The 14871-nt window shown below is 37.1% G+C and carries 12 protein-coding genes and 1 tRNA gene; 11 read left to right on the forward strand and 2 right to left on the reverse strand.

Features of this window, described 5'->3' with window-relative positions:
• Positions 1-7 precede the first annotated feature (7 nt).
• The 5 genes from LA313_RS13915 (at position 8) to mnmE (ending at position 4818) form a co-directional block, all read left to right on the forward strand.
• On the forward strand, positions 8-937 hold the full coding sequence (locus LA313_RS13915; protein ID WP_228916027.1) for a DUF58 domain-containing protein: 930 nt from the start codon (positions 8-10) through the stop codon (positions 935-937).
• 85 nt (positions 938-1022) lie between these two features.
• Positions 1023-1096: transfer RNA gene (locus LA313_RS13920), tRNA-Asp, on the forward strand.
• A gap of 413 nt (positions 1097-1509) precedes the next feature.
• Positions 1510-1836, forward strand: coding sequence for a YegP family protein (locus LA313_RS13925; protein ID WP_228916029.1), 327 nt, complete (start codon positions 1510-1512; stop codon positions 1834-1836).
• A 274-nt stretch (positions 1837-2110) separates the two neighbouring features.
• Entirely contained in the window at positions 2111-3304 is a 1194-nt protein-coding gene (locus LA313_RS13930; RefSeq protein WP_228916031.1) for a site-specific integrase, read from the forward strand.
• A gap of 74 nt (positions 3305-3378) precedes the next feature.
• On the forward strand, positions 3379-4818 hold the full coding sequence (gene mnmE / locus LA313_RS13935) for a tRNA uridine-5-carboxymethylaminomethyl(34) synthesis GTPase MnmE (protein ID WP_228916033.1): 1440 nt from the start codon (positions 3379-3381) through the stop codon (positions 4816-4818).
• 87 nt (positions 4819-4905) lie between these two features.
• Here the strand turns inward: mnmE and LA313_RS13940 are convergent, their stop codons facing one another.
• Positions 4906-8427 carry an AAA family ATPase gene (locus LA313_RS13940; RefSeq protein ID WP_228916035.1) on the reverse strand — a complete coding sequence of 1174 codons (3522 nt, stop codon included), beginning with the start codon at positions 8425-8427 and terminating at the stop codon, positions 4906-4908.
• A gap of 782 nt (positions 8428-9209) precedes the next feature.
• Between LA313_RS13940 and LA313_RS13945 the strand changes: the two genes are divergently transcribed.
• Positions 9210-9542, forward strand: a complete 333-nt coding sequence (locus LA313_RS13945) for a helix-turn-helix domain-containing protein (RefSeq protein WP_228916037.1) — start codon at positions 9210-9212, stop codon at positions 9540-9542.
• Here LA313_RS13945 and LA313_RS13950 read toward each other — a convergent pair.
• Positions 9539-9847: a helix-turn-helix domain-containing protein gene (locus LA313_RS13950; protein WP_228916039.1), complete on the reverse strand. Its 309-nt coding sequence runs from the start codon at positions 9845-9847 to the stop codon at positions 9539-9541. The two genes, LA313_RS13945 and LA313_RS13950, sit on opposite strands and share 4 nt — an antisense overlap.
• 310 nt (positions 9848-10157) lie before the next feature.
• Here LA313_RS13950 and LA313_RS13955 point away from each other — a divergent pair, with 310 nt between their 5' ends.
• The 5 genes from LA313_RS13955 to LA313_RS13975 all read left to right on the forward strand — a co-directional run bounded on the left by LA313_RS13955 (position 10158) and on the right by LA313_RS13975 (position 14830).
• Positions 10158-10571, forward strand: coding sequence for a hypothetical protein (locus LA313_RS13955; protein WP_228916040.1), 414 nt, complete (start codon positions 10158-10160; stop codon positions 10569-10571).
• Between the two features lie 198 nt (positions 10572-10769).
• A complete protein-coding gene (locus LA313_RS13960; protein ID WP_228916042.1) occupies positions 10770-11591 on the forward strand; it encodes a hypothetical protein in 822 nt (273 codons plus the stop codon).
• A gap of 113 nt (positions 11592-11704) precedes the next feature.
• Complete coding sequence (locus LA313_RS13965) at positions 11705-12088, forward strand: hypothetical protein (RefSeq protein ID WP_228916044.1); 384 nt, start codon at positions 11705-11707, stop codon at positions 12086-12088.
• A 1383-nt stretch (positions 12089-13471) separates the two neighbouring features.
• Complete coding sequence (locus LA313_RS13970; protein WP_228916046.1) at positions 13472-14320, forward strand: hypothetical protein; 849 nt, start codon at positions 13472-13474, stop codon at positions 14318-14320.
• Between the two features lie 162 nt (positions 14321-14482).
• Positions 14483-14830 (forward strand): hypothetical protein, encoded by a 348-nt coding sequence (locus tag LA313_RS13975; protein WP_228916048.1) that lies wholly within the window; start codon positions 14483-14485, stop codon positions 14828-14830.
• The last annotated feature ends 41 nt before the right edge of the window (positions 14831-14871 follow it).

Genomic DNA, 14871 nt, shown 5'->3' on the forward strand with positions numbered 1-14871 from the left:
TTAGGAGATGCAGTTAGAGAAGGAAGTACATAAAGCCGGCCAATTTCTTAATCTGGAACTATTGGCCACGCAAATAGTAGAAGGATTCATTTCGGGGCTTCATAAGAGTCCGTTCCATGGCTTTTCTTCAGAGTTTGCAGAACATAAAGTCTATAACCAGGGGGAAAGTACCCGCCATATAGACTGGAAGCTCTTCGCCAAGACAGACAAGCTTTATACGAAACGTTACGAGGAGGAAACCAACCTTAGGTGTCATTTGATCATTGACAATTCTGCATCCATGCATTTTCCGAATAAAAAGAACCAGAGTCTAAACGATCTCAACAAAATAGGTTTTTCGGTCCTGGCTTCGGCATGCCTCATGCAGATCCTCAAAAAGCAGCGCGATGCTGTAGGGCTTAGTATATATAGCGACAGGTACGAATACTATGCCCCCGAAAAAGGCAGTGAACGGCACCGTAGGATGCTGCTGCATGTGCTGGAGGAAACCATTGGGCAGCCCAAAGACAAAAAACAAACTGCTACTTATACTTATTTGCATCAAATTGCCGAAAAAATCAAACGGCGGTCTCTTATCTTTTTCTTTTCAGATATGTTCCAGGATGAAGTAGAGGAAGAGAAGCTTTTTGAAGCGCTAAGGCATTTAAAATTTAATAAGCATGAGTTGGTCCTTCTCCATGTGTTGGATAAGGAGAAGGAATTGGATTTTAAATTCGGGGATGAACCACAGCAGTTCACAGATGTGGAAACAGGAGAGAAAATAGACTTATATGCTGATAATGTGAAGGATAGTTATCAAAAAGAGGTTGAGATCTATTTTAACCACTTAAAACTAAAGTGTGCTCAATACGGTATCAAATACGTCCCGGCTGATATTAACGCGAGCTTCAATAAAATTCTGTCAACTTATTTAGTTGAACGTCAGAAGTTTGTTTAAAAATGAAAAAATACTTTCAAATAATTTTAAAAAAGGTTTGCTGAATTTAAAATGTACTGTATATTTGCCCTCGCAATCAAGCAACGGTCTGGTAGTTCAGTTGGTTAGAATACCTGCCTGTCACGCAGGGGGTCGCGAGTTCGAGTCTCGTCCAGACCGCAAATTGCAAAGAAGCTCCTCAAATTGGGGAGCTTTTTTTGGCAATAAAAATTAGTTGTGTTGTTTGTGGTAAGTCTTTGACTTACCTGGGTTTAGAAGTAAACCAATGAGAAGCTTTTCCCTTTGAGGGAAGGGCTTTTTTGTTTTGTACACCTTGCCGTATAATCTCTCCTTTTCGTCAGGTTGTCAACTTTTTCTTCACTTTCGAGTACCCCATACGGTACCCCAAAAAAGTTAGTGTACCCCAATTATTTTACGATAAAGATTCTGCTAAACAGGTAAAATTTTATTAATTATTTTAAGGGCTAAGCTATGATCTAAGCACTGGGTCGGTATTTTGATATATATCAATTCCCAAAAATTGTAAGTTTTTACTGATTTCTTTTTATATTTAGGAAACAAATAAACACACCATGGGAAAATTTGAAATCAAAAAGGACAAAGCGGGTGAATTCCGTTTTAATTTAAAAGCTGGTAACGGTCAAATTATTTTAAGTAGTGAAGGCTACAAAGCAAAACCATCTTGCATGAATGGAATTGAATCTGTTCGAAAAAACTCACAAGTAGAAGATCGCTTTGAACGAAAACAAACTACGACTGGTCATAAATTCAATCTAAAATCGAGCAATGGTCAAATTGTGGGGACCAGTGAGGTCTATACAACCAGTGCTGCAATGGAAAACGGTATTTCGTCTGTTCAAAAGAATGCTCCTACCGCAACTATTGATGATCAGTCATAACTTCTTTTAAAATTCAATTAAAAAGAACCCATGGTAGTCGAGATTCCATGGGTTCATTATTTAAGGCAAATTATAATACTGCAGGGAATATTAATATAGCCTACTTCAATTTAGGAAGATATTTCGCAAAAAACTATTAATTAATAGTTAAAGGGTCATATTCATCTGTCCCAACTTAATAATTCTACTGCAAAATAAAAACTCCTCAATAACAGAGGAGTTTTTTGTTTTTACGAATAAAATCAAAAACAACTAACCATAAAAAACAAAAGACATGAAAATTACATTTTTAATTCAAAAAGGTAAAACTAATAAGGCAGGATTAGCCCCTTTACGATGTAGAGTTACCATTGAGAAACAGAGAAAGCAATTCTCCACAGGGATTTTTATTAATCCTGATCACTGGAGCCAAGAGAAGCAAAAAGTATTAGACAATGGAGAGAACCACAAAATAATAAATTCACAATTAAGCCTGATTAAGCAAAAACTTGGTCAGGCTTTTTTAATGCTCCAGATTAAAGGTGATTCTTTTGATGTAGATGATGTTTACAAAATCTACTGTGGAGAGGACACTAAAAACGAAATGGGAGTAATTGCAGCCTACGTTGAGCATAATAATTACTATAAGAAACTAATAGGTAAGGATCTGAAAGAAGTTTCTTGGCAGAAGTTTGAAAACACTAAAGGACATCTGCAGGATTTCATCAAATGGGAGTATAAGCAAAAGGACATCAAGCTCAGTAAGCTTAAGCAGCAGTTCATAAAGGATTTTGAATATTATCTGCGGACTGAAGGGGAAATGCAGCAGAGTACCATCAATAAGACACTTCAGAGATTTAAAAAGCTTATCAATTTTGCTGTAGCACGAGATTATTTAAATAAAAATCCTTTTCTGATGCATAAACCTAAACCAGCTAAAAAGGAGGTAGTTTATCTTAGCAAGGAGGAGCTTAAGAAACTTCAGAATAAACAGATACAAAATAAGAGATTAGATGAGGTTAGGGATTGTTTTATCTTTTGCTGCTATACTGGGCTTGCATTTAAAGAAATGAGTAATCTGAAGATAGAGAATATAGTAAAGGGGAAGGATAACCGAAACTGGATAAAAATGAAACGTGAGAAAACGGGAAAGTATATTTCAGTTCCACTTCTACCAATAGCTCAGAAAATAATTCACAAATATGAGGATGAGATGGGAGAAGGCAGGGTTCTGCCAAGTAAAACAAATACCCATTTCAATGCTTACTTAAAGGAAATAGCAGCTCTGTGTGACATTAAAATCAATCTGACTCACCACATAGCAAGAAAGACATTTGCTACTACTGTGTTACTTTTGAATGATGTTCCGATGGAAGTTGTAAGTAAACTTTTGGGACATTCACGTATAGGAATAACTCAGGCGCATTATGGGCAGATTTCAGAAGATTCTGTAATAAGGGAAATTGATAAACTGAATAGTAAAATTTGAAATATAACTCCTTCCTTAGGGGAGGAGTTATTCTCCTAATCTCTAATCAGAACTTCATTTCATACCTTTGTAGCATGAAGCTAAATGACAATATAGTAGCTCTGGCCACTCCTTCAGGAGCGGGAGCTATTGCTGTGATAAGAATATCAGGCTCTGATGCCATCCAACTGGTAACACCTGTGTTTAAATCCAAAAGCAACAAAGATTTACGGGAACAACATTCTCATACCCTTCACCTTGGAAACATTGTGGATGGTGAGCGCATTATTGATGAAGTGCTGGTTTCAATTTTTCATGGTCCAAAATCCTACACGGGAGAGAATACTATCGAAATTTCTTGTCACGGAAGTCCCTACATTCAGCAGGAGATTATTCAGCTGTTGATCCGCAGGGGTTGTCGTGCTGCGGAAGCCGGGGAATTCACTCTCCGTGCCTTCCTTAACGGAAAGATGGATTTGAGTCAGGCAGAAGCTGTAGCCGATCTTATCTCTTCCGAAAATCAGGCGAGCCACCAGATGGCCATGCAACAAATGCGCGGCGGATTCTCCAATGAGATCCAAAAACTGCGGCAGGAACTACTGAATTTCGCTTCTCTCATAGAGCTGGAACTGGACTTTGCTGAAGAAGATGTGGAGTTCGCTAACAGGGATGAATTTCAGAAACTGGTAAGCAGAATTCAGCAGGTATTGAAGAGACTCATAGATTCATTTTCCGTGGGTAATGTGCTGAAAAACGGAATTCCGGTAGCTATTGTAGGAGAACCGAACGTTGGGAAATCCACGTTACTAAATGCCCTTTTAAACGAGGAACGCGCCATAGTTTCAGAAATTGCCGGAACCACCAGGGACACCATTGAAGATGAAATCTCCATTGGCGGAATCGGTTTCAGATTCATAGACACCGCCGGGATAAGGGAAACGCAGGATGTGGTAGAAAGCATCGGGATAAAGCGGACTTTTGAAAAGATAAGTCAGGCACAGGTTGTTTTATACCTTTTTGATGCCTCTCGTCTTCGTTATCTTCAGATTGATACTGAAAATCATACTGAAGGATCTGCAGACTCCGCTCCCACCCTTGAGCAGGTGAAAATTGAAATCGAAAAGATAAAAAATCAATTTCCGCAGAAACCCCTTGTAATTCTGGCCAACAAAGTGGATCAACTCAGCGAGGAGCAGATCTCAGATCTCAGATCTCAGATTTCAGATCTCAATACTATTTCCGCTAAAAGCGGTGAAGGCGTCGAAGACCTGCAGCAAAAGCTGCTGCAGTTCGTGAACACCGGGGAGCTGCGAAACAACAATACTATAGTAACCAACAGCCGACACTACAATGCGCTGCTGAGTGCCCTGGAAGAGATCAATAAGGTGCAGGATGGACTCAACCACAACCTATCTGGCGACCTCCTGGCAATTGACATTAGAGAAGCTCTTCATTATTTTGGAGAGATCACCGGCGAGATCACAAATGATGACCTGCTGGGGAATATTTTTGCTAATTTTTGTATTGGCAAATAGAAAATCAAACCAACAAAAAACAAAAACAAACAAAATCGCACACTCCTTTTAAATTTCCATGTCGGCATCGGCATCTCATCATCAATATCATTTTTCATCAGATTGGATATTTAATATGTTGTCAAATACATACTCTATAGATTGTTTCAAATTCATTCCCTCAATAGGTGTTTCAATCAGGCTGTCCTGGAAGCCATTTTCGTGATACCATCTTCTCTTCTTTTCGGCCCGTTCAGCGTAATCAAAATTTTTGAGCATGCCATTGTGCTCCCAGAAAAACTCTTTACGTCTATGTTTAAATGTAAAGTCCGGCAGCTTAAATGACTTGTTGTCCTTCGATATTAACGGCTTCTCATAGAAGAACCCAATTTCAGCTTGTACCAATGCCTCTGAGATAATTCTTTCACCTTCGGAGCGAACAAGGAGGTCAGGCAACACTTCAATGATGAGATTTTCCGGCTTATACTTTTCAAAATCTTTGGATGGAATTCCTTTGGATGTGCTGAATAGAGATGAATTTCTCTTTATAATATCGGACTTCCCTAACCACAAGCGACTCTTCAGTAAACTTATATCATTTTGAATTAGAATGATTTGAATGGCAGTGGATCGAGTTAGGGCTGTATAGAGCATCTCGCGATTGAGAAAATCAGAATCTTCAGATGGTATGACCAAAATTGTAATGTCGAACTGGCTGCCTTGAGCCTTGTGCACAGATGTGGCATATCCCAATTCAAGCATTTCGTTTACTTGTCGCTTGGTAGGGTAAAAAGAATACTGATCATAATTCTTAGGAAACTTAATTTGAATTTTCCTCTTTTTGTTAGGTAGGAAATAGCCCAAGGTTCCATTTGGTATATAAGTTTCGATCGTTTGTACTTTTTTATTTTGCTTATGATCCCAAGCATAATAATTAAAATTCCTCACCTGTAAAATCTTGTCGTTAAATACAAATCCGTACTTACTCCATTTATCCACAGCTTCTTTACCCCTGAGAGTTTTCTGAATTTCAAGATTTATACTATCAACTCCGGTAGGGGTGTGCCGGTACGGAGCGATTAGATTAATAGCTTCTATTTTTCGATTTTTTTCAAAAGGAATCCCATGTACCTTATTGTAACGAGCACCTAAGTCTCCGTCATTTTCTTGAGATCCGAGACGAGATATAGCATAATCCAGTATCTCTGGAATTCTTCTGTACAGTTCCTCCTCATCTTTCCAATATTGGATAACAAGATCAGAAGTATTGGATCTATTTCCTAAGTCATACCTACCTCCTTCAATTTCTGTAAATATGTCCTCTTCGGGTATCTCAGCCACCTTGGCATAATGACTCGCCAGAAGTGAAGCTTTGCTTCCCTGCGCCTGACGCCAGTTGTAATGCAATTCGGCCAAGTGCTTTTCGGTACGAATTTCTTCTTTTTTTAAATATTTTATCAGGTCGAAGTAAATCTTCCCAGGTCCTATGGGCGGCAATTGGTTATAATCGCCTACCATTATTAAACGCTCGATATTGTTCATATCTAATGCCCGTAGCATGGTAGAGAACAACATGGTTTCTATCATTGAACACTCGTCAACAACCACTGTGCTGGCCTGACTTTTATCACCACCACTCACCTTTAGTGTAAAGTTGTTCTTATTGATCCAACCTTGACGCATTAGAAAACCGTGGATGGTCATTACTTGAACATTCGGATCGTTTATACGGTCCCGTAGGATTAACGCAGCCTTGCCTGTCGGTGCAAGCAATAAAAAATCATGTCTCGGTTCATGTTGCTTTATCCCTTGGACTAAAGACCGCATCACAGTAGTTTTACCCGTTCCGGCTGTACCTGTTAAAACGGAAAGCCGACTGGTGTAAAGCTTTTCAAGTGCTCTTGCCTGTTCGGAATTTGGAGTTGTATTATTTTCCTGAATAATTCTGTTCCAATCCGTTCCGACAGTAGCTATGCCTTCATCACGTATAAGGCTTAAGAAATCGTTTCTTATTTTTCTTTCGGCATCGTTCAGGCTTTTGAGGTAAATAGCATGAATCCCATCTGCGCGATCTTCTACTACTTTAGGGGCAAAGACATCTTTGTTCTGATTCCAGGTAGTAAGGTCAAAATTAAACAAACCTGTCTTATCGTGCTGTTCATGCCACTCGTTCACCATTTCAGCTAATGGTGTCCATTCCAAAAAGGAATGGCCTTCTGTTGCTGATTCCTTGAGCATGGAATGCATTAGACACCTCAATCTTCTTGGATCATCCAGCGAAATTCGCTCCACATCCCCAAGATCTTCAGAAGGCACCATACCATGATCAATCTTTTCGAAATTGACAAAATCGGTTACATCAGTACCTGTATATTCTTCAGCTATTATATACGGGTTGTTATAAATGGTTTGAAGTGATGAAAAGATAGAGTGCATGCCTCTCTTATCACTAAGAATATTCTTAACCTGATCTTCGGCCAGATCAAAATAAGGTAGCTTATCTCGGCACAATTTTGCCTTTATTTCCTCATTTTCATTGCCAGATAGTAGCATTGCGTTGTACCGTCCATTTACCGGTTGCAGTATCGGTCTTACATCGTCACTCATATTTTTATTCCCTTCGAACCGATCGAAAAAATAATCTTTGATTGTATTAACAGGTAAATCTTTTAAGTGAATGCGTATGAATTCCTCAGGCCGTTCCATGCCAAGAAATCGCAATACAGAAGCAAGACCTGGATATAAACCTCTGCTAATCCAGCATTCCTTACGAATGTTTTGAAGCCATTGTAAATGCTCTTCCCATTGCTGTATTTGATCTTTCGCCAAATAGGCCTGTCTAATAATTATCTTAACAGAAGCAATTGTTTTATCTATTAGACTAATAGCATTGTCATCAGTAACATGATGCGCCACATACTTAAAACTTTTCGAAAGATCACCTTCAGCAAACACAGCGATAGGTTGCACATCTTTCTCCATTGCAAGATATTCCTGGTAGGGCAGGCGCATACGCTCAGTTGGCTCGTTTTCAATATGACGGCTCCAAATGTATCCTCCGTACAATTCCTTTTGGTCATCAGGAATGTCATCCCAATATATAAAAGGATGGACCTTTTTTATACGGGCAATACCGGCCAGAAGGTACTTCTTGTCATCCCCAGAAACAGGATTATCGTAATTACAGTAGTAAAAAATTAATCCAGCCTTTCCCGCCTCTTTCAGTTCCTCAAAAAAACTCTCCACTTTATCCTTCCGTTCTTCCGCTTCTCTACGCTCACCCGATTCGTCCCACATATCTTCAAAAGGCCAAGTGCCACAGCTGTTCGGCAGCATGTCGATCGTTTTGGGAGAGGTATTCTTAATAAAAGATTTAGGAATATGAGTATGTTTAACAGCTTCATTCCCAAAAACATTAATGGTTTCCGTACAAGGGGGACGGTAATTCCAATCAGAGCGAATTGGTTGACCCTTTAATTTTTCCTCAAGTAGAACGTCCTTTTGCTTTCTAATTCGTTCTGCATTTACAGAATGAAAACCTTTACAATAGGAATTCTTCGCCGGATGGTTGCAAACGTTTCCGTCCCAACCTCTGTCATGCCATGGTAAACGTATAGATATATGTTTCATGTCTTACTCTTTTGCCGCCATACTCGCTTCGTGGCACACTCACGAGCCGCTTCCTCCTTCAAATTCTTTAAAACCGTTCCGCCATCTTTAATTAGGTTTGTAATTTTAATATTATTATCTCGGCCAAGAAAATATTGAAGAGTTTGTCTAACGGATTCAACTGAAGTAGATGACACTGGTTGCACCCTTACTACATAGGAATTTGCCATAAAAGATTTTTTTTAAAACCTGTTTAGAACTGCTCAACCTTTTTCTAAGATTAAACATCAAGTAATTAAATTGTTCGACCTGCAAAACTGTGTAGGGAAGAAAAGTTTTTCAGTGAAGCTCATCTAATATACTAAAGAATATTAATAAATTATTGGGAAATCAATTAGAGAGGAAAAAGTAAAAGCTGAGTATTTTTGGTCTCTCCACGATTAAGATCATCCGAGATTTTAGTTTTTGCAGAAATGACAACGAATAGTGCTGCTGTGGCTCTCATAAAAATTTTAAGTTATAGCTGCAGAATAACAGCAGGAAGAGCGAACTAACGGGAGAATTTATTACTGAAAATCTTAGGAAAAATGCATAGCTAAATACCCTGTCAATTTAATGTGCCTTTTTGTACATTCAACCGTCATCCCACATGTAATTGGGAAAGTGAAATGATGTATTGTAAGTAATAAAACCGGCAAAAAAGCACATGAATTGTCCAAAGGTTACCTACTTATGCAGTTTACCTTGAGATTTCTTTTTACTCTTACATCTTCAAAAAGTTTTTAATTAAAAAATACGATGTTATGACAGATTTAAATTTGATAACCAGTGAGGATCTTAAAATGCTCGCTGCAGAACTTTACCAGCTCATAAAAAAAGAGGCTGAAGAAAACAACCAAGAGGATATCCTGAACGCCAAACAGGCTGCAAAGCTGCTCGATCTAAGTACAGCAACAATTTACGGAAAAACCCATCGAAATGAGATACCTTATTTCAAACAGGGAAAAAAGTTGCTCTTTTCCCGAACTGCTCTGTTAGACTGGTTAAGGAAAGGTGAAAATCCAGCGGTAACAGTTTCGCCAGCTTCAGCAAGATCAAAGGCGGCTGAATACTTACACCAGAACCGAAGATTTTAACGAGGTAGAAAATATTTATTAGCTCTTTGTTCTAATTCCTTTGTGGTAGGACGTCTACTTTCATTTAACCATTTGTCAATATCATTTTTTCTAAAATGTAATCTTCCTGCAGCTTTAAAATATGGTATCTTCTTATCTTGAACAAGGCCGTAGATTGAGGATTTTTTATAATGAATATACTTAGTAAGTTCATCGATGTCCATTAGTTTATCTTCAGCTTTTTTTCTCTGTTGGTCCTGAAGGTCAGCTATTTGCTTTTCTATACTCTCTAATTTTTTTAAAATCAATTCAAAGGGATTCTCCATTATAAAGTTAATTTACTTGTTCTATTATTCTCACTAAAGTAAATAATGAATAGATAAATTTTAGAAGGTTAAAGGCCTATAATCCGTCGTTGGGATTTCACAATGTTCCGAAGGAACTTCAAATAAAATTGACAGAATAACTCTTGGCCGGTAGAACCTCCTGCCGGCTATTATTTTCAACAAGATGAAGAGATATTGTACACTTTGTGGATTAGTATTGATTATCGTATTCTATAGTTCCATCTACAGGGTATTGTTCAAGTACGAGTTAAAGAGAGAAAAATCCAGCTTTACTATAACAAATGAGACTTTGGCAACCAGTATTATTTCTAAATGTTCTGGAAAAGGGAATATAGATGTCATTATTGAAGATGCACTTAAAATTACGGCACACCACCTCAAGTTCACTATGGGAACAAGCGAAGTCGACCCTAACAAACTTATAAAATCAAATTATTCAAATTGCGTAGGGTATGCCACATTTTTCTCAGCAGTATGTAATTACTTGATCTTTATGAACAGTTTATCAGGAGAATGGATCGCAAAACCTAAAACAGCAGAAATTTATTTCCTAAATATTAATGTTCATAAATATTTCAGCTCAGCCTTTTTTAAGAATCATGATGTGGTGATAATTGAAAATATAAAAACAGGTGAATTACTTGCAGTTGATCCCACCTTGTACGATTATGGGAAAGTTAAATTCATTGGTTTAAAATATTAAAGAATATCAGGTAGAGGAATAATACAACAGGAATCATTTTTAAACACTTCTTTATTTTTAATCACTTTACTTGTAAGAAAAGTCTTCAATAATATATCTATTTCTTATTTTAGCATAGTTGATACTTCCCTAAGGTTCACCATCCACGGTTTTTTTAGCCGTTCATTGATCCATTTAACAAAACTAAATTTTACTGAAATGAAAAAAACTTACCTAACTGTAAGTCTGGGCTTATTACTTTTTAGTTGTAGTCCAGAAAGTGGTGGGGATTCTCAAAAACCAACGCCACAACCTGAGCAAGATTTGTATCAACTTGTAGAATTGACAGGTGGAGATAATGTTAAATTTCTCTATGAAGAGGGCAAAATCATGAAGGGAGTGGGCGATAGTCCCTCCGGATATGATGCTTATGATGATGCTTTTCAGGTTTTCTATGGTGAAAATGGATTAGTAGAAAAAGTAATTGAATCTGAAGGTTATTTTGAGAAACCAATAGATTTCAGTTTCGATCTTACCTCTGGTGACTATTACATTTCGCAAGTTTACAATTACCAGTACGAAGGAGATCGTTTAGATAAAATAACAGATGATAACGGGAATTTGATAATAGAATTCACCTACAATTCAAATGGTCTAATCACAGAAATCTTTGAAGCTGAAAGTAGTTCAAGCTATTGGATTTATAACTACTACTATAACGCAGAAGGAATTTTAGAAAGTTATACTTTCACTGGTCAAGATTCTGGCACGAGTTATACTGAAGGAGGAAAAATTACAACTGATGATAAAATCAATCCGTTATTTTACCATTGGAAAAATTTCAGGCTAATAATACCAACAGATGTTAGTGGAATCACCACATATAATGTTATTGGTTATCCTCACAATGTTACGGAAATCTATGATGGGAATGAATTAGACTTTAAGGCACAACTGGAATATGATGAATCTGGTCATCCAATTTATTATAGGGAAACTCTGGACGACATTGATGCCGTCGTGTTTGATTATTTAGAGTAGAAGAAGAGAAAGCTTATTTTTAGCCAACCCTCCCATAAGGAGGGTTTTTACATTTCTGGCTATAGATCTATTAGAATGTTTCACTATCTTAAGTAGCTAATTAAACTTAGGTGATGAGGTTTCTTCTGAAAATGTTGTTGCTGTTCTGGATGGGTCCTCTCTATTCCCAAGCTGTCTACTCGTCTTATTACACAGAATCATTTCCCACAATCTTCAGGAGCCAAATTAACAAAGTTAATAGGCAGATAACTTTTGATCCTAATGCTGTAACCATCGCAACAGAGGTAAAAGGCGGTAAAGAGATTCAAGTTCTTACAGTGCAGGAAGTAAACTACAATGAGGGCGTTGTGCAGATTTTCTGTACAAACCGAAATGATCAAAAGGTTACTATAGTATTACCGGAACAGGAGAAGGTGGAGATTATCGATTACTATGCTCTACATCCGAAAACAGGAGAAGAATATCAGTTGAGGTTTCATGTGGAGAGAATACCATGAAGAAAATAACTCTTTATGAATTTAGTCGTTTGACGAAGAAAGAACAATTTGATGTCACCTTTAATTCTGGAACCTTTATAGATTATTTTCTTAACGGAGATTAGAGATTCGCTTTGTATGCTCTTGATAAATTTTACGTTGAGGTGGAGTACGACAATAAAAATAATAAGGTGGTCGGGCATTCCTTTTTTAAGTACAACGAAAAGTTAAATAAATATGTTCCTTTTAAAGGCAATGAAATCTAATTCATAAATACAAGTAATGGGAAGGTGAATTCCATTCCAAACAAGTACGTCAGTAGTTTAGACGTATGTTCTGCCTTATGTTAATTCTATTCTCTTAATAAGAAAAAATAAGGAAACAAGTCAAATATTGAGCTGCTGATATTCATTTTCAGGAAATGTACAGGACATAATCGTAAACTCTGATTACTGAGCATATAGACTTAAGATGATTTCAATAATCCTTTGGTCTAATTACTATTTTATTCCTATTGACAGAATAACAGTTTGATACAGTTAGGTATAATAAAAAAGGAAGCTATTAAACATATAAATATAATTTCTTGCCTGTTTCGTTCCTTACAGGATACAACTTCCCTTACTCCCTCAAAATTCTTTTGAGACAAACACAGGATCACTCCTGGTCCACTTTAACTCATTACTTCCTTGAGGGTCAGTCCACCTCGACCATCTCCCTTTTATAACCCGAAGCTCTGCACTCGGTTTTAAAGTTTGTTGTAGGTCTCCAGTTTATAGCAAAATCCTGTAGTTTTTTACGGGTTGAACTAATCCAGTTTTACAAGATCTCAATTTATAAATGAGCAATTTTCGTAACTATTGGGGACAACTATGGCTGCTATTTTTAGATATTATTACAATCTCGCGGCCTACAACCCAACTTCTGAACCTAATATTTAGTGTAAGGGCCGGAGTTTCCTCCGTGAAAACCACATACTATCAGGCTGATCCGGCGAACCGGGTTACATTCAGCTACAAATATAATTAATCTCATTTAAAGATCTGTTGCTCAAAATTTATTTCTCATACATTTCAATAGTAGAGGTTAAATGTTATCGAGTTAGTGACAAGGTTATTTTGAGAAGACTAAGGAGTTTATGCTGTATTTTGGATACCAAAGCTTTTGAGATGGTTTTCTCCTAAAAAAAAACCACTGAAAACGCGATCATGATAATAAACCCAGCATAGTTCAAAGCTGTGCTGTTTTTAGTCTTTAAAAAGACATTACGATTTATAATTTTGTTAATTATTTTAATGATGATTTACTATTTTTGGTGACGAGAACAACTTCCCTACACCACTTCTCCGAAAAACAAACTCAATAACTAAGATGGCCTTAAGCGCCATCGCTAATCCCCGTATTATGAACAAAAATTATTTTTATTTAATGTTTATTGCCCTGTTCTTAGGGTGTAGTCCTTCGGAAACAGAAGATGATCAGGGTCAAGAACCTGAATCAGGTAATCCTCCAACAGTGGAAGACAGGTATCTTTCAGAAATTAATGGAGATGATGATGTAAAATTCCATTATGAAAATGGGCTACTTGTAAAAGGAGTAGGTAATAGTTCTTCAGAACACTCATCTTATTATGTTGCATTTCAGATTGAATACAACTCTAATAACAAAGTGGATAGAGTTTTAGTCTCACACTATGTCTATATTAATAAACCTGCTGATTTTAGTTTTGACTTAACTAATTCGGAATATGAGGATGGTTTGGAAATCTACAATTATGATTACAAAGACAACAGACTTCATACAATTTCAGGAGAAACAGGACAGGTTCAAACAGAGATTTTCTACGATAATAAAGGAAGGGTAATAAAAACAAAGAATTACGATGAAGATGGTGAATATGATGAATCATCATTGAAATATGACTCAGAAGGAAAACTGTCCAGTTTTGACGCCTTCCACACGGGTACCAATAAAACAGTGTACGGTGAAATTGAATCTGATGATAAAGCGAATCCTCTCTATGTCTTCTGGAAGAACCATTCATTTGTAATGCCAATTATATATTCTTATTTTTTGGACAATAATGTTTCTTTCTATCCTCACAATATAACTGCGGTGCATGTACAGGGGGAAAAACAATATGGAGTAAAACATATGGAATATGAAGAGGGATATCCCATTATTTATGATTTAGATGTAGAGGATTCTGCGACTCAAGATACAGAACCCATGCGCCTAATGTATCTGGACTAAGTCTATTTTTTGATATTCAGAAAAGGTGTTGTTATTACAGCACCTTTTTTTTTGAAATTTTTTCCCTGTACAAAAACGACATAATCCAAACCTTAACCCCCCAGGCTTAGACAGATGGGGAGATCCCCCTCATGTAAAATGTGTAACATATAAACTTTAAAAATGGTAATTGTAAAAGATTTTAAAACAGTAACAAAAGAGAATGGAGAAGTCTTCAGTCTTCTTGTTGTTCAGGGGGGAGTGGAACCCGTAAAAAGCCAAAGAACAGGTAGAATTTATTTTACCGTTAGGACAGCCAAAGTTCCTACCACTTTTGATGAAGAAATCTGTAAAAGTGTTTTAGGAACCACCTTTGATGGTGAAATTAAAAAAGTGGCTTGTGAACCCTATAAATTCGTAATAACGGAAACAGGGGAAGAAATAGAAATGCAACACAGGTGGGAGTACGTAGATGAAAACCTGGATTTAATGCAGGCACATGTTCTATCTACTACAGAGGCTATTAAATAGTTAGCCAAATTGAGGGAAATAGGGCTTCAGTAATGAAGCCT

Source organism: Salinimicrobium sediminilitoris (assembly GCF_020866905.1).
GTDB classification, from domain to species: domain Bacteria; phylum Bacteroidota; class Bacteroidia; order Flavobacteriales; family Flavobacteriaceae; genus Salinimicrobium; species Salinimicrobium sediminilitoris.